This window comes from Micromonospora krabiensis (assembly GCF_900091425.1).
GTDB classification, from domain to species: domain Bacteria; phylum Actinomycetota; class Actinomycetes; order Mycobacteriales; family Micromonosporaceae; genus Micromonospora; species Micromonospora krabiensis.
This window is the reverse complement of sequence record NZ_LT598496.1, coordinates 1,253,518-1,279,376: the sequence shown is the minus strand read 5'-3', so window position 1 is coordinate 1,279,376 and position 25,859 is coordinate 1,253,518. Positions and strand designations below refer to the sequence as shown.

The window sequence follows — 25,859 nt, the reverse complement described above, 5'->3', positions numbered from 1 at the left end:
GGCCTACCTTTCCAGTGTGGCGAGGAGCGCGGCGGCCTCGTCCTCGGAGAGCTCGTCGAGGCGGGCGACCAGCAGCCGTTCCACCTCGACGGCCAGCTCGGCGACCGTGGGGTTGGCGAACAGCAGGTGGATCGGGACGTCCAGGTCCAGCAGGCCGCCGATCCGGGCGACGGCCCTGCTGGCCAGCAGGGAGTGCCCGCCGTGGTCGAAGAAGTTGTCGTGCACGCCGACGGCGTCGACGCCCAGCACCTCGGCCCACGCCGTCGCGACCAGTTGTTCCGCGCCGGTGCGCGGGGCCGTGAACGACTCGGCGGTGCCGCCGGCGTCGGACGGCTCGGGCAGCGCCGCGACGTCGAGTTTCCCGCTGGGCATCAGCGGCAGGGCGTCGAGCTGGACGAACGCCGTCGGCACCAGGTGCGACGGCAGGATGTCCCGCAGCGCGGTGCGCAGGGCCGTCGGGTCGGCGTCGCCGGTGAGGTAGCCGACGAGTCGCTGCCCGCCGCTGCCGTCGGTGCGTACGGCGACGGTGGCCTGCCGCACCCCGGGCTGGGCGCGCAGCGCGGTTTCGATCTCGCCCAGCTCCACCCGGGCGCCGTTGACCTTGACCTGCCGGTCGAGTCGTTCGAGGAACTCCAGCGTCCCGTCGGGGCGCCACCGGCAGCGGTCGCCGGTGCGGTACAGCCGGCCGCCCGGTGGCCCGAACGGGTCGGGCACGAACGCGGCCGCCGTCTCGACGGGACGGTTCAGGTAGCCGCGACCGACCGGCACGCCGCCGATGTGCAGGTGGCCGGGCACCCCGACCGGGAGAGGCTCACCCCGCTCGTCGAGGACGTAGAGCTGGGCGCCCTCCATCGGCACGCCGATCGGCACCGGGCCCGGACGGGCACCGCCGGGCGGCACGGTGTGGGCGGACACCGCGATGGTCGTCTCGGTGGGGCCGTAGGTGTTGTGCAGTGGCACGGCCCGGGCCGTGGCGAGGTCGGCGGCCAGGTCACCGTCGAGTTGCTCGCCGATGCAGACCACCTGTCGCACGGTGGCGGTGGCGGCCGCGAAGCCGGGCTGCGTGACCAGGTGCCGCAGCACCGTCGGGACGCTGGAGAGCAGGGTGACCCGTTCGGTCCGGACCGTGTCGAGCACCCCGGCCGGGTCGAGTGCTCCGGCCGGCGGGGCGATCACCAGGGTGGCGCCGACGATCAGCGCCGGGTAGACCTCCTGACCGAACACGTCGAAGCTCGGTGAGGCGATGACGAGCAGCCGGTCGGCGGGGGTGATGCCGTGCCGGCGGGCGAACCAGGTGGCGTGGGCGGCGAGCGAGCGGTGCTCGATCATCGCGCCCTTGGGTCGGCCGGTGGAGCCCGAGGTGTGCAGCACGTACGCCAGGGCGGCGGGGTGGACGGTGACCGGCGCGACGTCGTCGGGCGCCGGGTCGTCGTCGGGGTCGTCGACCCGCACCAGGTGGTACGCCCCGGCGGGCAGGGTGTCCGCGATCGCGGCGGTGGAGACGACCACCTCGGCGGCGGTGTCGGCCATCAGGTCGGCCAGCCGCCGCGCCGGGAACCCGGGTTCCAGCGGCAGGTACGCCGCGCCGGCCCGCAGCACCGCCAGCATCGCGACCACCACGTCCGTGCCGCGCGGCAGCGCCAGGCCGACCAGCCGCTCCGGCCCGGCGCCGAGGGCCCGCAGCCGGGCGGCGAGTCGGCGGGACCGCTCGTCGAGCTGCCGGTAGGTCAGCGACCGGCCGCCGTCGCGGATCGCGACCGCGTCGGGGGTGTTGGCGGCGTGGGCGAGGATCAGGTCGACCAGGCCGGGACCCGGGTCGGGGGCGGGCGGGCCGGCCGCCCAGCCGGCGACGAGCAGGTCCCGTTCCTCGGCGGGCAGCAGCGGCAGCGCCGACACCGGCCGGTGCGGGGCGGTCAGCCCGGCGTGCAGCAGGGTCAGGTAGCGGGCGACGATCCGCTCGGCGGTGGCGGTCTCGAAGAGGTCGCTGCGGTACTCCAGGCGGCCCTCGGTGGCGCCGACCTCCAGCAGCAGCTCCTCACGGGCCGATCCGTTGCTGGTGCTCAGCCCCACGTCGCCGAGGTAGTTGAAGCCGAGCTGGTAGAGCGGCTGCACGCCGGGCAGGCGGGGCGGGTTGAGCGCCTCGACGAGGCGGGGCAGCGGCAGGTCCTGGTGTTCCCAGGCGGACAGCATCGTCTCGCGTACCCGGCCGATCAGTTCGGCGAAGCTCGGGTCGCCGCTGACGTCGATCCGCAGGACCAGGGTGTTGACGAACATGCCGATCATCGGGGCCAGCTCGGGCCGGTCGCGCCCGGCCACCGGCATGCCGACGAGGACCGTCGGGTCGCCGCTGAGCCGGTGCAGCAGGGCCGCGTAGCCGGCGAGCAGCACCATCGCGGTGCTGGCCCCGTGTCGGCCGCCCACCTCGGCGAGGGTCTCGCCCAGCGGGGCGGGCACCGCGAAGGTGATCTCCGCCCCGGGGCGGGCGGTCGACGCGGAACGTGGCCGGTCGGGCAGCAGCCCGTGCACCGGCGGCGCGTCGGCGAGCCGTTCCCGCCAGTACGCGAGGTCGGCCGCCGCAGCGGTGCTGCCCGCCTGGTCGCGCTGCCACACCGCCCAGTCGGCGTACTGGATGTCGAGGGTGGGCAGCCGGGCCGGGCGGCCGTCCAGCCGGGCCTGGCACAGCTCCTCGATCTCGCGCATGAGGATCGGCGTCGAGCTGCCGTCGAAGATCGTGTGGTGGGCGGTGAACAGCAGCGCGGGGCGATCCGGCCGGCGGTGCACGAGCCGGGCCCGCCACAGCGGCGCCGCCTCCAGCGGGAACGCGGTGGCCAGGTCGGCGGCGGTGAGCTCGGCCAGCCGCGCGGCGCGCTCCGGCGCGGCGAGTTCGGACAGGTCCGTCTCGTCGAGGTGGATCGGCAGGTCGGAGAGCACCACCTGGGTGAGGCCACTGTCGCCCGGCCGCAGGGCGGTGCGCAGCGGCTCGTGGCGCCGGGTCAACTCGGTCAGCGCGGCGCGCAGCACCTCGGCGTCGGTGCCGGCGGGCAGCAGGACCGGTGTCCGGAGGTTGTAGGCCGAGGCCTCGGCCCCGATCCGGCTCGCCAGCCAGATCCACTCCTGGGCGAAAGAGGCAGCGAAGACATACTCGTTCGGCCTGGCCGGCACGTGCGTCCCCCCGTGAACACGTCGAAGCCGTATCGGTCTGTGCCGATGCTAGGGGAGCGGGCCGGTGACGCCCTCCCGAGAATCGCCATCAGTAAATACCTGAATGGACGGTTGATGAACGGAGGGTAACGGGGCATGACGCGCGGGTGCGCGGAGGTCAGGTCGCCGACACGTCGAGACCGGCCGCCGGGCTGGGCGTGGTGCCCGTGCCCAGCCGGGCCAGCGCGGCCGCCAGGTCGCCTACCTGGCCGGCGAGCTGCGCGACCCGCTGCTGGGCCAGGTCGCGGTCGGCCTCCGCGGCGCGCAGCCGTACGGTCAGGTCGGTGAGCCGCTCCTCGACGGCGGCCGTGGCCGCCCGGGCGGTGGCCAGTTCCCCGGCGAGCGCCTCGTGCCGCGCGACGCCGCCGGCCAGCTCGGCCCGCAGCCGCCCGACCTCGGCGAGCGCCTCCTCGCGGGCGGCCGTCGCCTGCCGTGTGGTCTCCTCGGCCCGTTCCCGGGCCCGGTCGGCCTGCTCCCGGGCGCGCACGGCATCGGCGGCGCCGGCACGGGCGCGGGCAGTGTCGGTGCGGGCCTGCTCGATCTGTCGCCGTACGTCCTCGACCTCGACGCGCCACCGCTGCGCGCGGTCGGCGGCCTCGGTGGCCGCGCGGGTGGCCCGCTCGGCGTCGGCGCGGGCGGTGTCCCGCTCGGCGGTGAGGTCGGCCACGCGACGCCGCTCGGTGTCACGTTCGCCGCGCACGGCGGCCAACTCCCGCCGCGCGGCGTCGCGGTCCTGTTCGGCCTGGGTGCGCAGCGCGTCGGCGGCGCTGGCCGTGCGGTGCGCCTCGTCCCGGGCCGCCTCGGCGCGCTGGGCCCGCTCGACGTCGTGGGCCGCCTGAAGCGCGGCGCGCTCGGCCGCCTCCCGGGCGGCGTCCCGCTCGGCCAGCGCGGCTCGCGCCTGTTCCCGGGCCTGCGCGCCGGCGGCGGCGGCGTCCTCCGCGTCGCGGCGCGCCTCGTCGCGCTCGGTCTGGGCGGCGGCCACGGCGGTGGCCGCCTCGGCCCGCGCCTCGGCGAGCTGCCGTTCGACGCCGACCGGGGAGAGCTCGGCGTGCAGCGCCTCGGCCAGGGTCTCCACGATCTGGTCGAGCCGGTCCACCGCCTCCCAGGTGCGGGCCACCTGCCCGGGCAGGCCGGGGGCGTTGCGGTGCCGCATCCGGCTGTTGCGGGAGGCGCGCTGGCAGGCGCCGTCGTTGTCGCGGCAGTACCGGAACGGACGACCCGCGCCGACGCGCTGCGGCACCGGCCGTCCACAGTGGCCGCAGGGACGGGTCTCGACGGGGGTGGGCTGGGCGTCCATCGAGGCCGAAGTCTAGTGCCGGGGCGGTCCGGCCGACCCGTCGCGGGCCGGCCCGACGGCACGGGACCGCGCGGGTCGGCTCAGTTGGCCGCGCGGGCCGTCGCGTCGAGCGTGTAGCGGCGTTGCAGCAGCAGCGCGGCGAGCATCAGCGCGGCCGGCAGCAGTCCGAAGCCGTAGCGGACGGCGGCCAGCGCCGAGCCGGGCTGGGTGACCGTCTCGCCGGCCGCGGAGGCGACGAACCCGCCGGCGGCCAGGCTCAGCGCGTACAGGTAGGGGCCGAGCGCGGCGCCGGTCGCCTCGGTGGCGGTCCAGACGCCGGTGTAGGTGCCGGCGCCGGCGGCGCCGGCGGCACGGATCACGTCGGGGACCATCGAGAAGGGCAGCAGCTGCATGCCGGCGAACGCGACGCCGAGCACCGCCACCGCGCCGACCAGCACTGGCAGGCCGGCCGGGCGGCCCAGGGCGAGCACCAGCGAGCCGACCGCGAAGGCGCCCTGCGCCACCAGCAGCGCCCGCTGCTTGCCCAGTCGCCGCGCCACGACCAGCCAGGCGGGGGTGACCAGCAGCGCGGGCGCGACGAACGCGCCCACCAGCACGGTGGTCAGGCCGGCGCGGCCCAGCTCGTACTCGGCGTAGTAGGGCACCGCGGCGAGGACCAGGTGGGTGGTGGTGGACATGGCCAGGTAGGCGGCGACGAGCCAGCGGAACTGCCGGTCGCGTAGCGCCGCGACCAGGGCCCGCCATCCGCCGCCGTGCGTCGGCGTCGGGGTGGCCGCGGCCCGGCGCAGCCGGGCGATGCCGGTGACTCCGACCAGCAGGGTGACGAGCATGCCGGCAGCGAGCAGGAGGCCCATCCGCTGGTAGCCGGCCCGGGTCGCGGCGTCGCCGCCGGCGAGCAGGGGAGCGAGCAGCCCGGACAGGAGGATGCCCAGGGTGAGCACGACCATCCGGAACGCCATCAGCCGGGTTCGTTCGTGGTAGCCGATCCGCAGGTCGGCGGGGGTGGCGAGGTAGGGCACCTGGTAGGCGGCGAACAGCAGGTTGCCGGCGACGAAGACGACGGCCACCCAGGCGGCGGCGGGAGCGCCGGTCAGCGCGCCGGGCACCGCGAACAGCGCCGCGAAGGCGACCGGCAGGGCGCAGCCGAGCAGCAGCAGCCGCTGCCGGTTGCCGTGGCGGGCCTGCGCGACGTCGCTGCGGTGCCCGACCCACGGGTGCAGCAGCACGTCGGCGATCTTCGGCAGCAGCAGGGCCAGCCCGGCCAGCCACGGCGCGACGGCGAGCACGTCGGTGAGGAAGTAGAGCAGCAGCAGGCCGGGCACGGTCACCCAGACGCCCATGCCGAGCGAACCGGTGGCGAAGCCGACCAGCGGGCCGCGGGGCAGTGTCGTGTCCGTGCTGGTCGGCTGCTGGTCGAGCCCGGTCACGGCGGTCTCCTGTCCGGGCGCGCCCGCCCGCCAATCCAACGGTTGATGGATTCTAGGGGCAGAATGGCCGCCATGACCATGCCCCGACGCCGGCCCGGCCGACCCCGCCGCGACGAGACGCGCCCGACCCGCGAGGTGGTGCTGACCGAGGCCACCGCGCTCTTCGCCCGACGGGGCTTCGACGCCGTCGGGCTGCGGGAGATCGCGGCGGCCGCCGGCGTCGACGTGGCCACGGTCTCGCACCACCTGGGTACGAAGGCGCAGCTCTACGACGCCTGCTTCGCCTGGGTCTTCGCGGCCGAGCGGGAGGTGCTGGAGACCGCGGCGGCGCGCGCCCGGTCCGCCCTCGCGGCCGGGCCGGCGGCCGCCCGGCGGGCCCTGCACGACCTCGTCGACGTCTTCGTCGACTTCCTCGAACAGCGCCCCGAGACCACCGCGCTGTGGCTGCGCCGCTGGCTGGAGCCCGACCGGCACGCCGACCTCGACGCCCGCTACGCGACCCCGCTCTACGGCCTGGTGACGGACCTGCTCGGCGCCGCCGCCGCGGCGGGCGCGCTGGTCGAGCCGACCCCGCACGTCACCGCCCGCAGCCTGGTCTGGGCGGTGCACGGGCACGTGGTGGCCCTGCTGGCGTCGGGACCGGCGCGGGACCGGGAGCGGGCGGAGTTCCGCCGGTTCGTGCACCACCTGCTCGACCGCCTGTACGGGCCGGTCGACTCTTGACGGATCCCGCCGGTGCCGGCAATTATCCATCGGACGTTGGATTAGAGGCGGGGGGCGGGATGGGTGTGCGGCCGACGGTGGCGGTGGTCGGCGCCGGCGCGGCCGGCCTCGCGACCCTGAAGGCGCTCGCCGACGCCGGCGTGCCCGCGGTCTGCTTCGAGGCCACCGACCAGGTCGGCGGCCTCTGGGTGTACGGGTCACCCGGCTCGCCCGCGTACCGGACCCTGCACCTGAACACCAGCCGGGGGCGCACCCAGTTCGCCGACCACCCGATGCCCGCCGACTGGCCGGACTACCCCGACCACACCCGCGTCGCCGGCTATCTCGCCGACTACGCGGACCGCTTCGGGCTGCGCACGGCCGTGCGACTTCGGCACACCGTCGAGCGGGTCACCCGCGGACCCGACGGCACCTGGACGGTGCGCGCCGACGGTCCGCAGGGGACGGTCGAGGTGACCGTAGAAGCCGTGGTGGTCGCCAACGGCCACAACCGCGTACCGAAGCCACCCACCCCGCCCCACCCCGGCACGTGCGCCGCGGAGCAGCTGCACAGCCACGACTACCGCGGCCCGGAGCAGCTCGCCGGCCGCCGGGTCCTCGTCGTCGGCGGCGGCAACTCCGCGATGGACATCGCCGTCGACGCGTCGTACGCCGCCGAGCGGACCCTGCTCTCCCTACGCCGGGGTGTCTGGGTGGTGCCGAAATACCTGCTCGGCCGCCCGTCGGACACCCTCAACGGGGCGCTGGCCCGACGGCTGCCGTGGCGGCTTCGGCAACGCATCAGCCAGACGATGCTCCGCACCACGGTCGGCGCGCCCACCCGCTACGGCCTGCCCGCGCCCACCCACGGCTTTCTCCAGGACCACCCCACGCTCTCCGACGCGCTGCTGTCCCGGCTGACCCACGGCGACATCGAGGCTCGCCCCGCGATCGCCGGCTTCGACGGGCGGCGGGTGGAGTTCACCGACGGCCGCGTCGACGAAGTCGACCTCGTCGTCTGGTGCACCGGCTACCGGGTGGAGGTCCCGTTCCTCGACCCGGCGCTGCTCGGCGACGGCCCGGAGACCCTGCCGCTGTACCGGCACGTGTTCCACACCGACGCCCCCGGGCTGATGTTCGTCGGCCTCATGCAGTCCACCGGCGCCGCGTTCCCCCTGGTCGAGGCGCAGGCCCGGCTCGTCGCCGGCTACCTCGCCGGCCGGTACGCCCTGCCCGACCCGGCGACCCAACGGGCCGCCTGCCGGGCGGAGCTGCGGGCGGCGACCGCCCGCTGGGGGCAGCGCCGCCCGGCGATGCGGGTCGACTTCGACGCGTACCTGGCGCAGCTCGGCCGGGAACTGACCGCCGGCGCCCGCCGGGCCCGCTCCGGGGCCTGGCCGTGAACCGCCTCGCCGGCCGGCGCGTCCTGGTCACCGGGGCCAGCGGCACCTTCGGCCGGCACCTGAGCGCCGCGCTGACCGGAGCCGGGGCGAACGTGGTCGGCCTCGACCGGCACCCCGCGCCGGACGCCGGCGTGCCGGTGCTGCCCTGCGACCTCACCGACGCCGACGCCGTCCCGGCGGCCGTCCGCGCCGCCGTCGAGCGGCTCGGTGGGCTGGACCTGCTGGTCAACAACGCCGGCGTCGGCGGGCCCGCCCCGGCCGAGCTGCCCCCCGACGACGTGGTGCGCCACCAGCTGGAGGTGAACCTCCTCGCGTCCTGGCGGACCACCGCGGCGGCGCTGCCCGACCTGATCAGCGCCCGCGGCCGGGTGATCTTCGTGGCCAGCCGGATGGCGCTGCTGCCGCTGCCGCTCGCCGCCGCCTACGGCGTCAGCAAGCGCGCCCTGGTCGCCTACGCCGACGCGCTGCGCCACGAGGTCGGCACCCACGTCGGGGTGAGCGTCGTCTACCCGAGCATGGTGTCGTCGCCGATCCACGACAGCACCGTCGAAGCCGGGCTGTCGCTGGAAGGGGTGTCCCGCCCGGAGCCGGTGCAGGGGGTGGTCCGGGCCATCCAGCGGGCCGCCGCCGCCCGCCGCGCCCCACGGGACGTGGCCACCACCGCCCGGGGGCGACTGGAGTTGGCGCTCGCCCGGCACGCGCCCGGGCTGGCCGACCGGCTGGTGCGCCGTACCGTGGCCGGGCGCATCGCCGCCGGTGACCTGGACACCGCGCCGCTGGCCGCCGGAATGGTCCGCCGGGCCCGCGACCGGGCGCGCTGACCACCGCTCGCGCCCCGGCCGCGCGCGTGGTGGCGGCCACCCCCGCGCCCGGCCGGGAATGCCCCGCGGACGGGCGGGCGCTGTGCGTGGCGGGCAGCCGCCGGCCGGCGGCGCGTTACCGTGTGACCCGGGGAGGTGTCGGAAATGAGCAACATGTGGGAAGCGGCGGTCGAGGCGCAGATCCGCTCCGCCCAGGAGCGCGGCGAGTTCGACAACCTGCCCGGCGCCGGCAAGCCGATCCCCGGCCGCAACCTGCCCTACGACGAGGGCTGGTGGATCAGGAGCTTCATGGAGCGGGAGAAGCTACCCGCCCACCTGCTGCTGCCCACCCCGCTGCAGCTGCGCCGCCGCATCGAACAGGTGCCCGACGAGGTCCGTGACCTGCCCACCGAGCAGGCCGTCCGCGCGTTCTGCGCGGTCCTCAACGCCGAGGTCATGGCGTGGCTGCGCACCCCGACCGGCCCGCGCGTGGTGGTGCGACCGGTCGACGTCGACGCGGTGGTCCGCCGCTGGCGCGAGGAACGCCGCCCCGCGGCCGCGACCACGGCGGCACCGGCCGAGCCGCCGGCGCGCGCACCGCGTACGCCCTGGTCCTGGCTGCCCTGGCGCCGCCGGTCCGCCGCCTGACGCCGCCGCCGGGCCACCGCGTCGCGGCCCGAGGCGGCAGACTGGCCGCATGTCGAGCATTCTCCGCGCGCCGGCACGCGCGTCCGCGCCGGAGCTGATCCTGCGACCGTGGCGCGACGACGACCGGGACGCCCTGCTGACCGCCTACCAGGACCCGGTGCTGCTGCGCTGGACCCGGTTCCACGTCACCAGCCCGGCCGACGCCGACCGGTGGCTGGCGCAGCGACGGCAGGGCTGGGCGGACGGCTCCGCGTTCAGCTTCGCCGTGCTCGAACCGGACACCGAGGCCGGCGAGCGCCTGGTGGCGAACGTCGTGCTGAAACAGGTCACACCGGGACGCCCGGACGCCGAGGTCGGCTACTGGACGGCCGCACCGGCGCGCGGGCGCGGCGTCGCCGGCCGGGCGTTGGACGCGATGAGCCGCTGGGCGTTCGCCCGCTTCGGCGACACCGGCCTGGCCCGGTTGGAGCTGCTGCACCAGGTGGACAACGCGGCCTCCTGCCGGGTGGCCGAGAAGACCGGCTTCCGGTTCCAGGAGGTGCTGCCCGCCCGGCCGCCGTTCCCGCGCGACGGACACCGGCACGTCCGCCGCGCCGACCAGGGCTGACGCCGGGCGCGGCACCACCTCCCGCTACCTCGCCGGACCGGTCACCAGGGCAGGCGGCCCTCGACGTCGAAGAAGCCGCCCGTCGGTCCGTCGGGGCCGATCTGCGCCATCCGAACGATGATCTCCGCACCCTGCTCGACGGTCTGGGTGCCCGTCCGCATGTTCAGGTCCGTGGCCGTGTAGCCGGGCTCCACCGCGTTGATCCGGATGTCGGGGAACGCCTTCGCGTACTGGACGGTGACCATGTTCAGCGCGGCCTTCGACGCCGGATACGCGACCCCGGGGTAGGCGTACGACGGGGTGCCCTCGGCGGTGACGCGGGCCAGCGAGGCCAGGCCGCTGCTCACGTTGACCACGACGGGTGCGGCGGAGCGCCGCAGCAGGGGCAGGAACGCGTGGGTGACCCGTACCACGCCGAGGACGTTCGTCTCGAACAGCGGGCGCATCGACTCGGCGGTGACCTCCGCCGCGCCGACGACGCCCCCGTCGGGCGTCCGCCCCTCGATCCCGGCGTTGTTGACCAGCACGTCCAGCCCGCCGTCGGCCTCGACGGCCTTCAAGGCGGCCGAAACCGAGGCGTCGTCGGTGACGTCGAGGACGAGCAGCCGTGCGCCGAGCTGCTCGGCGGCCCGGCGTCCGCGTTCGGCGTCCCGGCTGCCCAGGTAGACGGTGTGGCCGGCGGCGACGAGCCGCCGGGCGGTCTCGAAGCCGAGACCCTTGTTCGCTCCGGTGATGAGTGTTGTCGTCATGCCCTCCACGGTCCGGCGCGCCGGCGCGGTCTGCCAGGCGTCCGGTTTTCCTGGGACTGCCGGTACCAGGCAGGTTCCGGCGTCGTCGGCGCACACTGGGGTCATGGCGACGGTGGAGTTCGGGCAGGCGGTGCGTCGCTGGCGTGACCGCGTCTCACCCGAGGCCGCCGGGCTGCCGGCCGGCGGGCATCGGCGTGCGACCGGGCTGCGCCGTGAGGAGCTTGCCCTGCTAGCCGGGATCTCCGTCGACTACATCACCCGTCTCGAACAGGGCCGCGCCTCCCACCCGTCGGCGCAGGTCGTCGAGGCTCTGGCCCGGGCCCTGCGGCTGTCCGGCACCGAGCGGGCCCACCTGTTCAGACTGGCCGGGATGGTGCCGCCAGGCCCGGAGACGGTGCCCGCCTACCTCACCCCGAGCGTGCAGCGGCTGCTGGACCGGCTGACCGGGACACCCGTCGCCGTGTACGACGCCTCTTGGACGTTGTTGCTGGCCAACCCGCCCTACGCCGCGTTGATGGGTGACCCGTCCGGGTGGCGCGGCAACCAGCGCAACGGGGTGTGGCGGCAGTTCCTCGGCCCGGCCGGCCGAGCCCGGTACACGCCGCAGGACCGGCGTGAACTGGAGGCGGCGCTGGTCGGTGACCTGCGCTCCGCCGCCGCCCGCTACCCGGCCGACCAGCGGTTGCGACGGCTGATCGCCGACCTGCGGACGAACAGCGCCCGCTTCGCCGAGCTGTGGGAGTCCGGGGCGGTCGGCCGGCACGAGAGCGCGCGCAAGACGATCGACCACCCGGGGGTGGGCCCGGTGACCCTGGACTGTGACGTGCTGACCGTGGCGGGCAGCGACCTGCGGATCATGGTCTACACCGCCGAGCCCGGCACCGACGACGCCGAACGGCTGGCGCTGCTCACGGTGCTCGGCACCCAGGCGCTCGTCGGCTGACCGGTCCGATCGGGCGCGACCGCCACGAGGTGCGGCCTCGGCGTTGCCCGCCGGCCGGTGCGGGAACTAGGGTCGTCGACGTGACTGCCGGGTCGGCCATGGGCCACGAGCGAGTCGGGTACCCGGCCGCCGGGTGACCGCGCGGCGGGCCCGTGCCCCGCCATCCTTCGCGCCGCCCCAACCGGGCTCCTGCCTTTTCCGCGTGCGCCGTTGCCGGCCACGCCCCCTTCTTCACGTCCCGACCGCGCACGCGCCCGACCGGTGCGCGGCGTTCCCGCGTACCGCCGAAGCGAAGAAATGCGGAGCATGCCGAACGACTTCAACCAACAGATCATCGACGAGTTTCGCGCCACCGGGGGTCGGGTCGCCGGCCCGTTCGAGGGCGCCCGACTGATCCTGCTCACCACCACCGGCGCGCGCACCGGGCGACCGCACACGACTCCGGTGGGCTACCTGCCCGACGACGGCGGCCGCATCCTGGTCATCGCCTCGGCCGGCGGCGCACCGCGCCACCCGGACTGGTTCCGCAACATCCTCGCCGAGCCCCTCGTCACCGTCGAGGACGGCATCTTCACCTACCAGGCCCGGGCCGTGGTCCTCGCCGGGGCGGAGCGCGACGAGCGGTTCGCCCGGGCGGTCGAGGCGGACCCCGGCTGGGCCGACTACCAGGCGAAGACGAGCCGGGAGATCCCGGTGATCGCGCTGGAACCGGCCGACGCCGGGCCACCCGAGGCGCCGTCCTGGGGGGCCGCCCTCGTCCGCATCCACGACGCGTTCCGCCGGGAGCTGGCGCTGATCCGGCGGGAGGCGGCCGCCGGTGGACCGCGGTTGGGGGCGCAGCTTCGGGTGAACTGCCTGGCCGTCTGCCAGGGGCTGCACCACCACCACACCCGCGAGGACGCGGGGATGTTCGTCGGCCTGGCCGCGCAGCGGCCCGAGCTGGCCCCGACGTTGGACCGGCTGCGCGAGGAGCACGTCCGGGTGGCGGAGCTGGTCGACCGGCTGCAGGCCGTCGTCGGCGACGACGGGACAGACCCGGCGGAGGTACGCCGGCAGGTCGACCGGCTCACCGACGAGTTGGAGCGGCACCTGGCGTACGAGGAGGAGCAGCTGGTCCCGATCCTCGACGGGATCGGCTGAGCAAGCAGTTCCCGGTGCGGCCGGGCGGGCCGGATGGTCCGCCCGGCCGCGGGTCCTACTCTCCGGCCAGCACGGTGAAGCTGAATCCGGCGGCCGTGGGACGGCGCAGCGGAACGCCGCACTTGACCCGGCGCAGCACCTCGTTCCGGCTGAGGCGCAGGCCGCGCGAGATGAGCCGGTCCGGGCGCACCGGCACCGGATCGTCGAAGACGACGTCCACGTGCACCGGCCACGCGTCGTCGGGCCACGCCGACGGGGTGATCAGCTGCCAGGCGCCCGTCCAGTCCAGGGCGTACCGGTTGCGCCGGGCGAACAGCGGGTCCAGCAGCCGGGACGCCACCAGCCCTGGATCGTTGAGCTGGTAGCCGCGCAGCTCGACCGGATCGAAGGCGCTGACCGGCGTCCGCTCGTGCACGGCGAGTTTGCTCGTCCGATCGCAGGACACGCAGCGGACCAGCAGCCACACGTCCAGCAGCTTGCCGTTGGCGTTGACGCGGAACCGGCCCGCGCCGGTGGTCGCCGACCCCGAACGGCAGTCCACGCACCGCAACGACAGCAGCGGCAGCCTGGTCCGGCGAACGACCCAGGGCAGCACGATATGAGGTTGTGAAGACATGATCTCTAGACCTGATCTCTAGACCTGACACGAGGCCGATCACGCGCGGCCTCGGACGCTGTAGGGCCGGGCGCACCAGGGCAGCCCGGCAGTACCGACGGATACGTCGGCTACAGGTGAGTGGAGAAAGGTGTCAGGTCTAGAGAGCAGGCGGGGTCACGCGGGTCGTCCTCTGTCCTCACGGCGGCGGGGGTAGGCGCAACCTACGGGAACGCGGATGGCGGGCTCAACCGGTTTCGAGTCAGGTGGGCGTGCCGAACCAGCGGGAGAGGTGGTCGTCCAGGTCCTGCTGGTCCTCGCCGATCCAGGCGACGTGGCCGTCCGGGCGGAGCAGAACAGCCGGAACGTCCAGCGCCGCACCTGGGTCCGCGAGGTGGTCGACCCGGTCCGACCAGCCGCCGACGGTCAGGCGTTCGGTGCGGTCCAGCAGCAGGCCGCGGCCGCGACGCAGCAGCCCGTAGAGGCGGCCCGGCGTCACGTCGAGGTCGGGCAGGCGGCGACCGAGCAGGTCGGGGCCGGGGCCGAGGTCGTAGCGGACGCCGATCCCGGTGATCTTCTCGAGCAGGCGGCGGTTCACCTCGTCGATGTCCATCAGTTCGGTGAGCAGCCTGCGTACGGCCCGTGGGCCCGACCCGTCGGAGAGCAGTTCCGTCTGTGCGCGGGTGTTGTCCAGCACGTCCGCGGCGACCGGACGACGTTCCGCCTGGTAGGTGTCCAGCAGTGTCTGCGGCGCCCAGCCGCGGACCTGCGCGGCCAGTTTCCAGCCGAGGTTGAACGCGTCCTGGACGCCCAGGTTGAGGCCCTGCCCGCCGATGGGCGGATGGATGTGCGCGGCGTCGCCGGCCAGCAGCACGCGCCCGACCCGATACTGGTCGACCAGCCGGGTGGCGTCCCCGAAGCGGGACAACCAGCGCGGGGAGTGCACGCCGAAGTCGGTGCCGGCGACCGCGCGCAACTGTCGCCGGAAGTCCTCGAGGGTGGGCGGCTCCGCACGGTCACTGACGCCCGCGGCGGGAACCACGACGCGATACCTTGCCGCGCCCGCGGGGGCGACGATCAGGCGCTTGTCGGTCTCGCGGACCTCGGACACCGTGGCGGCGACCTCCTCCGGCGGCACGCCCGCTTCCATCTCACCCATCAGCGTCTCGTTGCGCGAGGGCTCGCCGGGGAAACCGACGCCGAGCAGTTTGCGTACGGTGCTGCGCGCGCCGTCACAGCCGACGAGGTAGCGCGAGCGCAGCTGTTCCCCGTCGGCCAGTCGGACGGTCACCCCCTGGTCGTCCTGCGCGACGTCGACCACCGCACACCCGTGCCGGACCTGTGCGCCCAGGTTGATCGCGTGTTCTTCGAGCAGCTGGACGATGACCGGCTGCGGAATGCCCAGCAGGTACGCGTGCGCGGAGTCCAGGTTCGCGGGCGCGGGCTTGTCGATGGCGGCGAAGTAGGCGCCGGCCGGGCGCTGCCGTCCGCGTTCACGGATGCGCTCCAGCAGCCCGCGCATCGCCATCAGCTCGATGCTGCGGATGTGCAGGCCGACGATGCGGACGAACGACGCCGGCTCGGTGTCCTTCTCCAGGACGAGGACCCGTACGTCGTGCAGGCGCAGTTCCGCGGCGAGCATCGCGCCGGTCGGACCGCAGCCCGCGATGATCACGTCGTATTCGGTGCCGTGGGCAGAGTGCACAGGTGTTGCCTTTCGGGAGAGCCTCATGGGGGAGGCGCTCCCGGCGACACCTACGTCAGTCGCGCGGCCGTGACGGGACGGGGGAGCACCCACATCGAAACGTCGTTCATGGGTCTCACCTCCTCGGGCGGTGTCACAGGCACCTGGAAGTTACAAGCCCGGGCATCGCCCCGTCCAGCCCTTTCGCCCGCCGCGTCGACGCCGGAGGTTCGGTGAAGCCGGCCCCGCAGCGCGCCTTCATTACTGGATTGTCATTACCGGTAATCCGAAAATTGGTTCGGACAGTCTGGACATATCGTCGCTACACCATAATGACAGTTCTTGTGCGTAATGAATCAGAGTGGTGCACCCTGCGCTCACCGGGTCGGCGTCCTGCCGCAGGCCTGGGTCGATCCGATTCCTACGCCAACCGTCACCGCAGCGACTTCAATAGCGGTGTGCGGGTCACCAAGGACGGGCGGAGCTGGCGGATCGGCGCCGCCACCGACGTGGAGTGGATCGCCGGTCACACCACTGCCGGCATCTCGATCGCCACCGCCATCCCGCCGATCTTCGACGCCTACGCCACCACGTACCAGGCCGACGACGTCACCGCCGCCGCCTACGAGCACGCCCTGGTCGAGGACCTCGTCACGCAGACCCCCGAACAGCCTTGGTGGCTGGCTTACCTCGACACCGGCGCGCACGACATCGTCTTTCCGCGCGCCCCCAGGGTGTCTCTCTACTGGAACTGGCCGTACGTCCTGGTCGAAGCCGGACCCGAGCAGGCGCTCACCTGGCGAACCGGTCATATGCGCCACGGCCAAGGATCGCTACCCGACCTGTTCTTCCCCGCCGATCGATCATGGCTGGTCTCCGCGCTCTGGGACGACACCTGGACCTGCGTCGGCGGCCCGGAACCGCTGATCAACACCCTCCAACGCGACCCGTTGGCCAACGCCCGCCGGGTCCGATCCGACGAAGACGCGTTGCCGCCGGGACTGACCCGGGAGTGACACCCAACCGTCTGACCCCGGTCGGGCCACGCGAGCGCGGGGGAGGGCTGGGCTACAAGCGGCCGTAGGCGGCGCGGGCCTGAGCCACCGCGGCGGCCTCGCGTTCCCGCCACCGGCGCTGGGCCTCCCGGTTGCACGTCCGGCAGACCCGGCGGTACCGGCCGGTCTCGGGGTCGAGTTCGCGCTGGTGGCCGTTGCGGCACAGGCCCGACTGGGTCCGGTTGCGGCTGGCCTCGGCGCGGCTGACCTGGCGCAGGTGGGTCGGCTCGATGCAGTCGGCGGCACCGCAGGTCTGGTCGACGTCGAGGATGGGGTCGTACCCGCCGACGAAGACGACGTACGCGGCGATGTGCGCCCACGCCCGACCGGCGACCTTCTGGTGCACCCCGCGTCGCGGCCCGTAGCCGTGGATGACGAGGCAGCCGTTCTCACGGCGGTGGGAGCGCTCGAGCAGGTGGGCGCGCAGGGACTCCTCGGTGTAGTGACGGGACAGACCCTTCACGGCCGAGAGCACGATCTCACCGTACCCGCGTGTCGCGGCCCCCGAGGACCTCGCTGTGCGGCGGGCCGGACCCGGTGCGAAGATCAGCTTGTCACTCGGACCGGAAGGACGGACATGCGGTATCGCACTCTGGGCGCCACCGGAACGGTGGTGTCGACTCTGTGTCTGGGCACGATGACCTTCGGAGCGGAGACCGACGAGGCGGGCAGCTTCGCCCAGCTGGACCGCTTCGTCGATGCCGGCGGCACCTTCATCGACACCGCCGACGTCTACTCCGCCGGCGTGTCGGAGGAGATCGTCGGCCGCTGGCTGCGGGCGCGGCCGGGCGTGCGTGACCGCCTCGTCATCGCCACCAAGGGGCGCTTTCCGATGGGCCCCGGCGGGAACGACGCCGGACTGTCCCGAGTGCACCTCACCCGCGCCCTGGACGCCAGCCTGCGCCGGCTCGGCGTCGAGGCCGTCGACCTCTACCAGGCGCACGCCTGGGACCCGCTGACCCCGCTGCCGGAGACGCTGCGGTTCTTCGACGACGCGGTGCGCGCTGGCAAGATCCGCTACGCGGGGGTCAGCAACTTCACCGGTTGGCAGTTGCAGAAGGCGGCCCTGCTCACCCAGCACCTCAATCTCAGCCCGATCGTGACGCTGCAACCGCAGTACAACCTGCTGGCGCGGGAGATCGAGTTCGAACTGGTCCCGGTCTGCGAGAACGAGGGCATCGGCATCCTGCCGTGGTCACCGCTGGGCGGCGGCTGGCTGACCGGCAAGTACCAGCGCGACAGCACACCGACCGGCGCCACCCGCCTCGGCGAGAACCCGCAGCGCGGCGTCGAGGCGTACGCGGGTCGCAACGCCGACGAGCGCACCTGGCGGGTGCTCGACGCGGTCCGGCAGGTCGCCGGGGAACGCGACGCGTCCATGTCGGCGGTGGCGCTGGCGTGGCTGGCGGCCCGCCCGGCGGTCACCTCGGTGATCCTCGGCGCGCGCACCACCGAGCAGCTCGACGACAACCTGACCGCCGCCGACCTGGTGCTCGACGCCGAACAGGTGCGGCTGCTGGACGAGGCGAGTGCCCCGCCCGTGGGCGACTACCCGTACGGGGCCGCGGGCGTGGACCAGCGCGGCCGGGACCTGCCGGGCCCGTCCTGACGGTGTCTCTCGCCCCACCCAGGCCGCGCGCCGGCCGGTGGTCATCTCACTGACCACCGGCCAGGGACCCGCGAGCACGACACTCACCGGCCCCGATCGCCGAAGCGGGGCTCGGTCTGGTCGCGGCGGATCTTGCTAGCCTCGGCGCATGACCTCCTGCACGCCCGCCGACGGCCCGCCCGACCTGTTGTTCCTGCTCTCCTGGGCCAGCCACGCGTTGCAGACCGAGCACGCCGCGGGTCTGGCCGAGCTGGGCATCTCGCCGCGGGCGCACTACGTGCTGGCGCAGGCCAGCACCGGGGACCTGACGCAGCGGGAGATCGGCGAGCGCTGCGGGGTGGACAAGACCACCATGGTCGTCACGCTCGACCAGCTGGAGCGTGCCGGGCTGGCCGAGCGTCGTCCCGCGCCGACCGATCGGCGCGCGCGGTTGGTCGCGGTGACGCCCGCGGGGGAGCAGATCCTGCGGCGGGCTCAGGAGATCGTCCGACGCATCCAGGACGACCTCCTCGCCACCTTGCCGGAGCAGGACCGGGAGGCTTTCCTGCGGTCGCTCGTCGCGCTGATCGGCGGTCCGCTGGCCAACACCTCCCCATATGCGCCGGGGGCCCGCTCCGGCTGTTAATACCGAACAAGATAGTTCCGAACAAGACTATCTGATACGGTCTCACTCGTTCGCTTCCGCTGAACGAGGAGCCGTCATGAGCGCTACCGCCGTCACGACCCCCACCAACTCACCCCTGCGCCGACGCGCGCTCGCCGTCGCCACCGCCGTCCTGGCCTGCCTGGCCATCTGGGCGATCGGCGCGCTGGCCGGCGTCGACTACACCGTCCAGAGCCCCGGCCAGCGCGCCGTCGTCCTCGGCCCTGACGCGATCGCCGTGGTCGCCCTGGGCGCAGCACTGCTGGGCTGGACATCTCTGGCCCTGCTGGAGCGTTTCGCCCCCCGGTTGGCCCGTCCGATCTGGATCTCGCTGGCTGTCGCCGTCACCCTGCTGTCCTTCGGTCCGGTGTTCGGCACCGAGGCCACCGGCGGCGCCAAGCTGACCCTCGGCGCGACGCACGTGGCCGTGGCGGTCGCGTTGATCACCCTGCTGCCGGCCCGCCGCCGCCCCGAGTAGCACGTCGACCGGGTTCCCCGGCCGCGTCGGGTGGGATCGGCGCGCCTGCACGCCGATCCCACCCGATGCTGAGAGCCTTTTTCACATGCTGTCGCCCGACGCCCCGGTGCTCGTCCGCCCCGCCGCTCGGCCCGTCCTACCCGGAGGGCCGCTCGACGTCACCGAGGCGTGGTTGCGCAACCGGCGGCTGTCCGCGCACACGCGCGACGCGTACCGCCGGGACGTCACCGGGTGGCTCACCTGGTGCGCTGGCCGCGACCTGGACCCGCTGCGGGCCACGTTCCTGCACGTCAACGAGTACGCCCGGGCGTTGGAGTCCACCGTCGGGGCGCACAGCGGGCGGCCGCTGACCCCCGCCACCGTGGCGCGCCGGCTCTCCGCGCTGTCCAGCTGGTACGACTTCCTCGTCAAACTTGCCGCCGTGCCGGCGAACCCGGTCTCCGGCGCCGACCGTCCCCGTGTCGACCGGGACCACTCCGCCACCGTCGGGCTCACTCCCGATGAGGTGGACGCCCTGCTCGCCGCCGCCGACAAGGACACCGGCCCGACCGCCGCGCGCAACCGGGCCGCCATCGCGCTCCTCGCCGACCTGGGCCTGCGGGTCGGTGAGCTGATCTCGCTGGACCTCGACGACCTCGGCACCGAACGCGGCCACCGCAGCGTGCGCTTCGTCGGCAAGGGCGGCAAGCAGCGCCGGCGCGCCCTCACCCCCGGCACCGGATACGCCGTGGACGCCTACCTGGCCCACCGGGCCGCCACGACCGGCGTGCCGGTACCGCAGCTCACCGGACCACTGCTGGTCACCGCCAGCGGCGCCCGCCTCGACCGCCACTCGGTGTTCCGGATGGTCCGCCGGCTGGCCCGGGAGGCCGGCATCCCGGCGTGGGCGAAACTGTCCCCGCACTCGCTGCGGCACGCCTTCGCCACCACCGCCCGCTCCGAGGGCGTGCCCCTGGAGGACGTGCAGGACGCCATGGGGCACGCCGACCCGCGAACCACCCGCCGCTACGACCGGGACCGGCACAACCTCGACCGCGACCCGGCGTACGTGGTGTGGGCGGCGCGGTCCCGCCGCCGCGGCTGAGCTTGTCAGTCACCGTCCTGGTCGATTGCGGCTCGCTGCTGCGGCGGCACCTGGAGCAGGTCGAGGCTGTTGTGCCACAGCAGTTCGAGCTGGCCCGGGTCGTTGAGCAGCTTCGCGAGCAGCGCGCGGCCCTCGATCTGGGCGACCAGCGACCGCGCGACCTCGCGGGCGTCGACCGACGGGCCCGCCTGGCCCCGCTCCTTCGCCTCGACGACCGCCTGTTCGATGAGGTCGATCTGGGCCTCGAAGATCTCCTCGAGGCGGCTGCGGATCTCCTCCGTCTGGTTGCTGAGTTCCAGCGCGAGGTTGCCGAAGAGGCATCCGACCACCCGGCCTGCTTCCCGCTGCCCGGTGCGCTGCACCTCCTCGGTGGCCTCGAACAGGTCGCGCAGGCGCCGTAGCGGGTCGTGGTCGCTGCTGAGCAACTCGACCCACTGGCGCCGCTGATTCACCCAGTGCTCGTCGATGACGGCGAGCGCGAGGGCCTGCTTGGACTCGAAGAAGTAGTAGAAGCTGCCCTTGGGCACTCCCGCCGTGGCGCAGATCTCAGCCACGCCCAGCGCGGAGTACCCACGCTGCTCCAGCAGCCTCGCCGCCGCCACGAGGATCTTGTTTCGCGCGTCACTGGTCCGTCCCATGACTTGGAGAATACACGACCGGTCGGCTAGCTTTTGTCGACCAGTCGTCTACTAGCCGTCGGAGCCCCGTCAGGACGAGGCCCGGCCAGGAAAGGATCACCATGAGCAGCAGTCAGGGACAGAAGGTCGCGCTGATCACCGGCGCGTCGCAGGGCATCGGCGCCGGCCTCGTGGAGGCGTACCGCAAGCTCGGGTACGGCGTCGTCGCCACCTCGCGCTCGATCGGTGACGCCGACGATCCGGAGATCGTCACCGTCCGCGGTGACATCGCCGACGCCGGCACCGCCGAGCGGGTGGTCAGTGCGGCGCTGGAGCGCTTCGGCCGCATCGACACCCTGGTCAACAACGCGGGGATCTTCGTGGCCAAGCCGTTCACCGACTACACCGACGAGGACTACGACCTGATCACCGGGATCAACCTCGCCGGGTTCTTCCACCTCACACGGCGCGTCCTGCCGCATCTGACGGCCGTCGGCGGAGGACACATCGTCACCATCACCACCAGCTTCGTGGACCAGCCCAACTCCAACGTCCCGTCCGTGCTCGCGTCGCTGACCAAGGGTGGCCTCAGCTCCGCGACCAAGTCGCTGGCCATCGAGTACGCGAGCCGCGGTGTCCGGGTCAACGCGGTCGCGCCCGGCATCATCAAGACCCCGATGCACCCGGTGCAGACCCACGAGGCGCTGGCCGGGCTGCACCCGGTCGGTCGGATGGGCGAGACCAGCGACGTGGTCGACGCCGTCGTCTACCTCGAGTCGGCGCCGTTCGTCACCGGCGAGATCCTGCACGTGGACGGCGGGCAGAACGCCGGTCACTGACCCACCGACCATTCGGAGAGGACCACTGCGATGCCGATCGTCACGATCCAGATAACCCGCGAAGGCAGCACCCCTGACGCGTCCGCGGCGACCGCGCAGGAGAAGGCCGCCCTCATCAAGGGCGTGAGCCAACTGCTGCTCGACGTCCTGAACAAGCCGTTGGACTCGACCTTCGTGGTGATCGACGAGGTCGACGTCGAGAACTGGGGGCGGGGTGGGCTCCCGGTCGACGAGTTCCGGCGGCGGGAGCGCCTGCGCCCGGAGTGACCGCCGGACCTGGAGAGGCGGGGAGCGCACCGGACGCGGCTCAGGCGGTCAGGGCCCGACCGCGATCTGAGCCGCGTCCGGTGCGCCGCCCCCACCCCGGGCGGGTAACCTGCTGCGGGCCCGGCGACGAGGGAGGCCACCGTGACCGTCATCGACAAGATTGCCTGGATCCGGCTGGAGAACGGCGAGATCCTCAGCTCCCGCTCCCGCGGCAAGGACGTCTACTACCTCCCCGGCGGCAAGCGGGAGGCGGGTGAGAGCGACCTCGACACCCTCGTCCGTGAGATCCGGGAGGAGCTGAGCGTCACCATCGCCGCCGACAGCGCCGCCCACCTCGGCACCTTCCAGGCCCAGGCCCACGGGCACCCGGACGGCACCGTCGTACGGATGACCTGCTACACCGCCGACTACCGCGGCACCCTGCGGCCGGCCAGCGAGATCGAGGAGATCCGCTGGCTCACCCACGCCGACCGGGACCGGGTCTCCCCGGTGGACCAGATCATCTTCGACCACCTGCACCGAACCGCCCACCTGCGCTGAGGTCGGCGAAAAATCAGGTCCCGTGCCGCGATCGACCATGAGATCGTCGCCGCATGCCGCAACCGATCTTGCGCACCGACCGTCTGCTGCTGGTTCCCCTCGCCGACCGGCACCTCGAGCTGGAGGTCCAGCTCGACTCCGACCCGGAGGTGCTCCGCTACCTGTTCGGCCGGGCGCGATCCCGGGACGAGGTGGCCGCCTCCCACCGGCAGCGCATGGCCCTGGCGCGCACGGTGGACGGCCTGGGCTACTGGATGGCGTTCGGGTCCGACGGCGCGGCGTCCGGCTCGACGCCGCCGGCGCGGGAGGACGAGGGGGAGTTCGTCGGGCTGATGATGCTCCCGCCGGCGCACGGTCCCGACCAACCGGACGACCCCACCGTCGCCGAGTTGGGCTACCGCCTCGCCCGGAGACACTGGCGGAAGGGCCTGGCCAGCGAGGCGTCCCGCGCCCTGCTGCGGCACGCCTTCGACACGGTCGGGCAGAGTCGGGTGATCGCCCAGACCATGGCCGTGAACGCCGGGTCCCGGGGCGTGATGGCGGCCATCGGCATGCGGTACGTGCGTACGTTCTTCCCACGCTGGGACGACCCGCTGCCGGACGCGGAGTCGGGCGAGGTCGAGTACGAGATGACCCGCGACATGTGGGAGGCCCGTCCTGGCGCCCACGGCGAAGCCGGGCGGGGGACCGGTGGCGGCCGGAGCGGGATCACCAGGGGGTAGCGTCCGGGCATGAGTGAGGACAGCTTCCGGTCCGTCGAGATCGAGCGCAGCAGCGTCGGGCAGTACGTCGTGCGCAACGTTCGCGGCGGATCGTTGTCGATGGGCACCGGCGGAGACGACAGCTTCACGCCGGTGGAACTGCTGCTGGCGGCGCTCGGCGGCTGCACGGCGGTCGACGTCGACTACGTGACCAGTCGCCGCGCCGAGCCGACCGGCTTCAGGGTCGAGGTCACCGGCGACAAGATCAAGGACGAGACCGGTGGTAACCGGATGCGGAACCTGCGGGTCGCGTTCACGGTGACCTTCCCCGAGGGCGAGGGCGGCGACAAGGCCCGGGAGGCGCTGCCCCGGTCGCTGCGGCAGTCGCACGACCGGCTCTGCACCGTCTCCCGCACCGTCGAGCTGGGTACGCCCGTCACCGTCGTCGACACGACGGCGGCGGACGCCGACTGAGCCGCGTCGCGACCCCGAGGGCCCGGGCACGACCCGGGCCCTCGGCGTGCGCGGACGTCAGGAGGCGATCCCGACGCCGTCGATCCGGCTCCACGTCCGCTCCTGAACGCTGGTCATCGCCGGCCACCGCAGCCCGCCCGGGCGGGGGTTGACCCGCGAGGCGTACGCGGCGGGGTGGAAGTCCGGGTCGTAGCGGCAGCCGGTGCCGTAGCGGGCGTCGAACCGGGCGCAGGAGGCCGCGACCGTGCCCGCCGTGGGTTTACGGCCGGTCCGCACCCAGCCGTCGAGAGCGGCCATGGAGGTGGCGTACTCGGTGGTGCTCAACTCGCTGTGCTCGCTCTCGCGGGCGAAGGTCTGCACCAGATGGCGGTCCCGGTGCGCGCCCCGCAGGGTGGCCTGGTAGGCGGCCTCGTGCTCGACGAACGCCGTCGGGTCGTCGATCGCGTGCAGGGTGAGCACGGGGATGGCGACGTCGCCGGTGAGGTCGCTGTCGTACGACAGGTCGCGCCGGGCGGTCGGATCGGCGGCGAAACGCTCCACGCCGGCGTTCAGCGCGACGTCGTCGTGCGACCCGGAGTACCAGACGCCCCGGTTGTCGAACGGGTTGCGGCCGCCGAGTCGGGTGTGGACGATGTCGCGGAACGTGAACGTCGCGAAGCGCAGGTGCGACTCCAGCGTGCGCTCGGGGATGCGCGTCACGGCCAGGATGTCGTCCAGGTTGCGCTGCTGCTGCACGGTCCGCTCGCCCGGGGCCAGGTCGTAGCCGGTGCACTCCCGCAGCCGGGCGCGCAGTCCCGTGGTCGTCATGGTCGAGTCGGCGCGCAGGCCCTGCCACAGCGGATATCCCGGCTCGCTCGGACGCGGATGGTTGCGGCAGTAGAACTGGTAGACCACGCGCAGGTCGACGCGGTAGTCGTAGCCGCGGGAGCCGCCGCCCAGGACACCGTTGGTGAGCAGGGCACCGTCGTACGGGCCGTGCGCGCCACCGTACGTCTCGACGACCTTCGCGGCGACGTTGCCGCCCCACGACTGGCCGTGCAGGTACGTCCGCTTCGGCGGACCGAACGTGCGGACGAACAGCCGGCGGACGTTCTCGGTGTCGACGGCGGCCATCCGGGTGCCGTAGCCGCCCCGCCGGTACGACGACCCGGCCCAGGCGTAGCCCTCGTCCACCATCACGGCCCACCGCCCGAGGTCCTCGGTGCTGCGGCCGGGGTCGGACGCGTCGCCCAGGTCGGGTCCGCCGTGGGCGTGGACGACGAGCGCCCCGTTCCACCGGTGCGGAACGGCGATCGCGTAGTGGGCCCCATTTGCGTCCTGGCCGGTGTAGCAGGTCGCCTTCCCGGCCACACCGGCCGGGCAGTCGGCGGGCGTCGGGGGCCGGGCCGATGCCTGCGCGGCTGGTGCGGTGCCGAGCGTCGCGGCGGCCAGCGCCGAGAGGCAGGCGGCCAGTGTCGCCGCGCGGCGGCGGTGTCGTCGATACGTGGGGGGTGGGGTCATGGTGTGGCTCCTCGTCGCGTCCCGGTGGCGGGTCACCGCCGGTGGTGGTGAGGACAGCTAAGGAGCCGACGCGTCGAAGATGATCGTTGCGTTCATATTGGTCGGCCCGGGCCCGCGGTTGTCGGGACGGAACCGGCCGGGGCGTTGTGCGGTGGGCCCGCCGCGTGGCACCCTGCGGGCGCCGAGGTTGAGGGGGTTGCCGATGTTGGCCGTCCAGGACATGACGCTCGGGTACGGCGACGGGCCGACGGTCGTCGGTGCCGTCTCGGTGGTCGTACGCCCGGGTCAGGTGCTGGCCGTGACCGGCCCGTCCGGAGCGGGCAAGAGCACGCTGCTCAGCGCGATGGCCGGCCTGCTGCCACCCCGGGCGGGCGCGGTCGCCGTGGATGGGCAGCGGCTGCGCGACCGCGACCACGCGGTGGAACGCAAGGTCGTGCTCATACCCCAGGACAACGGGCTGGCACCGATCCTCACCGCGGCGGAGAACGTGCACGTGGCCCTCCTCGCCTCGGGTGTGGCACCGGCGCAGGCGCGTCGGCTCACCGCCGCGACGCTGGACCGGTTGGGCCTCGCGCCCCAGGCCGACCAGCTCGTCGACGAGTTGTCCGGGGGCCAGCAGCAGCGCACGGCCGTCGCCCGCGGTCTGGCCCTGAGCGGCGCCGTGGTCCTCGCGGACGAGGTCACCAGCGAGCTGGACGCGGGCAACCGGCAGCGGGTGCTGGACCTGCTGCACGAGGAGGCGCGGCGGGGCGCCGCCGTCGTGTTCGCCACCCACGACCCGGAGGTGGCGGCCGCCTGCGAGGCGGAGCTGCACCTCTCCGACGGCGCGGCGGTGCTGCGCCGGGGCTGACGGTGG

At 73.9% G+C, this 25,859-nt stretch carries 27 protein-coding genes; 18 read left to right on the top strand and 9 right to left on the bottom strand.

The features are described 5' to 3' along the window. Positions 1–3: 3 nt before the first annotated feature. The 3 genes from GA0070620_RS05605 to GA0070620_RS05595 form a co-directional block, all read right to left on the bottom strand. Positions 4–3,162 (bottom strand): non-ribosomal peptide synthetase, encoded by a 3,159-nt coding sequence (locus GA0070620_RS05605; RefSeq protein WP_091588877.1) that lies wholly within the window; start codon positions 3,160–3,162, stop codon positions 4–6. Between the two features lie 157 nt (positions 3,163–3,319). Beyond that, on the bottom strand, positions 3,320–4,498 hold the full coding sequence (locus GA0070620_RS05600; protein ID WP_091588876.1) for a coiled-coil domain-containing protein: 1,179 nt from the start codon (positions 4,496–4,498) through the stop codon (positions 3,320–3,322). Between the two features lie 80 nt (positions 4,499–4,578). Further along, positions 4,579–5,925 carry an MFS transporter gene (locus GA0070620_RS05595; RefSeq protein ID WP_091588875.1) on the bottom strand — a complete coding sequence of 449 codons (1,347 nt, stop codon included), beginning with the start codon at positions 5,923–5,925 and terminating at the stop codon, positions 4,579–4,581. Between the two features lie 72 nt (positions 5,926–5,997). On the opposite strand from GA0070620_RS05595, the gene GA0070620_RS05590 reads away from it, so the two are divergent. The 5 genes from GA0070620_RS05590 to GA0070620_RS05570 all read left to right on the top strand — a co-directional run bounded on the left by GA0070620_RS05590 (position 5,998) and on the right by GA0070620_RS05570 (position 10,085). Beyond that, positions 5,998–6,648, top strand: coding sequence for a TetR/AcrR family transcriptional regulator (locus GA0070620_RS05590; RefSeq protein ID WP_231922246.1), 651 nt, complete (start codon positions 5,998–6,000; stop codon positions 6,646–6,648). 59 nt (positions 6,649–6,707) lie between these two features. Continuing rightward, positions 6,708–8,030 carry a flavin-containing monooxygenase gene (locus GA0070620_RS05585; RefSeq protein ID WP_091588874.1) on the top strand — a complete coding sequence of 441 codons (1,323 nt, stop codon included), beginning with the start codon at positions 6,708–6,710 and terminating at the stop codon, positions 8,028–8,030. Further along, positions 8,027–8,851, top strand: coding sequence for an SDR family NAD(P)-dependent oxidoreductase (locus GA0070620_RS05580; protein WP_091588873.1), 825 nt, complete (start codon positions 8,027–8,029; stop codon positions 8,849–8,851). The genes GA0070620_RS05585 and GA0070620_RS05580 overlap by 4 nt, the downstream gene beginning before the upstream one ends. Positions 8,852–8,995: 144 nt before the next feature. Beyond that, positions 8,996–9,478, top strand: a complete 483-nt coding sequence (locus GA0070620_RS05575) for a DnaJ family domain-containing protein (protein WP_091588872.1) — start codon at positions 8,996–8,998, stop codon at positions 9,476–9,478. 49 nt (positions 9,479–9,527) lie between these two features. Continuing rightward, entirely contained in the window at positions 9,528–10,085 is a 558-nt protein-coding gene (locus GA0070620_RS05570; protein WP_091588871.1) for a GNAT family N-acetyltransferase, read from the top strand. 41 nt (positions 10,086–10,126) lie between these two features. On the opposite strand, the gene GA0070620_RS05565 is transcribed toward GA0070620_RS05570, so the two are convergent. Further along, a complete protein-coding gene (locus GA0070620_RS05565; protein WP_091588870.1) occupies positions 10,127–10,834 on the bottom strand; it encodes an SDR family NAD(P)-dependent oxidoreductase in 708 nt (235 codons plus the stop codon). 103 nt (positions 10,835–10,937) lie between these two features. On the opposite strand from GA0070620_RS05565, the gene GA0070620_RS05560 reads away from it, so the two are divergent. Together GA0070620_RS05560 and GA0070620_RS05555 are read left to right on the top strand one after the other, a co-directional pair. After that, a complete protein-coding gene (locus tag GA0070620_RS05560; RefSeq protein WP_091588869.1) occupies positions 10,938–11,777 on the top strand; it encodes a helix-turn-helix transcriptional regulator in 840 nt (279 codons plus the stop codon). Between the two features lie 306 nt (positions 11,778–12,083). Then, positions 12,084–12,917 (top strand): nitroreductase/quinone reductase family protein, encoded by an 834-nt coding sequence (locus tag GA0070620_RS05555; protein WP_091588868.1) that lies wholly within the window; start codon positions 12,084–12,086, stop codon positions 12,915–12,917. A 55-nt stretch (positions 12,918–12,972) separates the two neighbouring features. Here GA0070620_RS05555 and GA0070620_RS05550 read toward each other — a convergent pair whose 3' ends face one another. Then, positions 12,973–13,512 (bottom strand): DUF1062 domain-containing protein, encoded by a 540-nt coding sequence (locus GA0070620_RS05550; protein ID WP_231922245.1) that lies wholly within the window; start codon positions 13,510–13,512, stop codon positions 12,973–12,975. Positions 13,513–13,774: 262 nt separating this feature from the next. Then, the gene (gene rox, locus GA0070620_RS05545) at positions 13,775–15,217 is read right to left on the bottom strand and encodes a rifampin monooxygenase (RefSeq protein WP_269456562.1); all 1,443 of its coding nucleotides are present in this window, start codon (positions 15,215–15,217) and stop codon (positions 13,775–13,777) included. 437 nt (positions 15,218–15,654) lie between these two features. Here rox and GA0070620_RS32895 point away from each other — a divergent pair, with 437 nt between their 5' ends. Then, positions 15,655–16,212, top strand: coding sequence for a hypothetical protein (locus GA0070620_RS32895; protein WP_172836383.1), 558 nt, complete (start codon positions 15,655–15,657; stop codon positions 16,210–16,212). A gap of 52 nt (positions 16,213–16,264) precedes the next feature. Here GA0070620_RS32895 and GA0070620_RS05535 read toward each other — a convergent pair whose 3' ends face one another. Next, positions 16,265–16,726 carry an HNH endonuclease gene (locus GA0070620_RS05535; protein ID WP_091588865.1) on the bottom strand — a complete coding sequence of 154 codons (462 nt, stop codon included), beginning with the start codon at positions 16,724–16,726 and terminating at the stop codon, positions 16,265–16,267. Positions 16,727–16,828: 102 nt separating this feature from the next. On the opposite strand from GA0070620_RS05535, the gene GA0070620_RS05530 reads away from it, so the two are divergent. From GA0070620_RS05530 to GA0070620_RS05515, 4 genes are all read left to right on the top strand, one after another. Next, the gene (locus GA0070620_RS05530) at positions 16,829–17,860 is read left to right on the top strand and encodes an aldo/keto reductase (protein WP_091588864.1); all 1,032 of its coding nucleotides are present in this window, start codon (positions 16,829–16,831) and stop codon (positions 17,858–17,860) included. A 148-nt stretch (positions 17,861–18,008) separates the two neighbouring features. Beyond that, positions 18,009–18,485 (top strand): MarR family winged helix-turn-helix transcriptional regulator, encoded by a 477-nt coding sequence (locus GA0070620_RS05525; protein ID WP_091588863.1) that lies wholly within the window; start codon positions 18,009–18,011, stop codon positions 18,483–18,485. Between the two features lie 76 nt (positions 18,486–18,561). Beyond that, positions 18,562–18,981, top strand: a complete 420-nt coding sequence (locus GA0070620_RS05520; protein ID WP_091588862.1) for a DUF6069 family protein — start codon at positions 18,562–18,564, stop codon at positions 18,979–18,981. A gap of 85 nt (positions 18,982–19,066) precedes the next feature. After that, positions 19,067–20,065, top strand: a complete 999-nt coding sequence (locus GA0070620_RS05515; protein ID WP_091588861.1) for a tyrosine-type recombinase/integrase — start codon at positions 19,067–19,069, stop codon at positions 20,063–20,065. 5 nt (positions 20,066–20,070) lie between these two features. Here the strand turns inward: GA0070620_RS05515 and GA0070620_RS05510 are convergent, their stop codons facing one another. Next, entirely contained in the window at positions 20,071–20,703 is a 633-nt protein-coding gene (locus GA0070620_RS05510; protein WP_091588860.1) for a TetR/AcrR family transcriptional regulator, read from the bottom strand. Positions 20,704–20,804: 101 nt separating this feature from the next. Here GA0070620_RS05510 and GA0070620_RS05505 point away from each other — a divergent pair, with 101 nt between their 5' ends. The 5 genes from GA0070620_RS05505 (at position 20,805) to GA0070620_RS05485 (ending at position 23,503) form a co-directional block, all read left to right on the top strand. Next, positions 20,805–21,521 carry an SDR family NAD(P)-dependent oxidoreductase gene (locus GA0070620_RS05505; protein ID WP_091588859.1) on the top strand — a complete coding sequence of 239 codons (717 nt, stop codon included), beginning with the start codon at positions 20,805–20,807 and terminating at the stop codon, positions 21,519–21,521. A 30-nt stretch (positions 21,522–21,551) separates the two neighbouring features. Further along, on the top strand, positions 21,552–21,788 hold the full coding sequence (locus tag GA0070620_RS05500) for a tautomerase family protein (protein ID WP_091588858.1): 237 nt from the start codon (positions 21,552–21,554) through the stop codon (positions 21,786–21,788). A gap of 141 nt (positions 21,789–21,929) precedes the next feature. Then, the gene (locus GA0070620_RS05495; protein WP_091588857.1) at positions 21,930–22,328 is read left to right on the top strand and encodes an NUDIX hydrolase; all 399 of its coding nucleotides are present in this window, start codon (positions 21,930–21,932) and stop codon (positions 22,326–22,328) included. Positions 22,329–22,381: 53 nt separating this feature from the next. Continuing rightward, positions 22,382–23,050, top strand: a complete 669-nt coding sequence (locus GA0070620_RS05490; RefSeq protein ID WP_091588856.1) for a GNAT family N-acetyltransferase — start codon at positions 22,382–22,384, stop codon at positions 23,048–23,050. A 9-nt stretch (positions 23,051–23,059) separates the two neighbouring features. Then, positions 23,060–23,503, top strand: a complete 444-nt coding sequence (locus tag GA0070620_RS05485; protein WP_091588855.1) for an OsmC family protein — start codon at positions 23,060–23,062, stop codon at positions 23,501–23,503. Positions 23,504–23,560: 57 nt separating this feature from the next. Here the strand turns inward: GA0070620_RS05485 and GA0070620_RS05480 are convergent, their stop codons facing one another. Continuing rightward, positions 23,561–25,003 carry a hypothetical protein gene (locus tag GA0070620_RS05480; protein WP_091588854.1) on the bottom strand — a complete coding sequence of 481 codons (1,443 nt, stop codon included), beginning with the start codon at positions 25,001–25,003 and terminating at the stop codon, positions 23,561–23,563. 202 nt (positions 25,004–25,205) lie between these two features. On the opposite strand from GA0070620_RS05480, the gene GA0070620_RS05475 reads away from it, so the two are divergent. After that, complete coding sequence (locus GA0070620_RS05475) at positions 25,206–25,853, top strand: ABC transporter ATP-binding protein (RefSeq protein ID WP_091588853.1); 648 nt, start codon at positions 25,206–25,208, stop codon at positions 25,851–25,853. Positions 25,854–25,859: the final 6 nt, after the last annotated feature.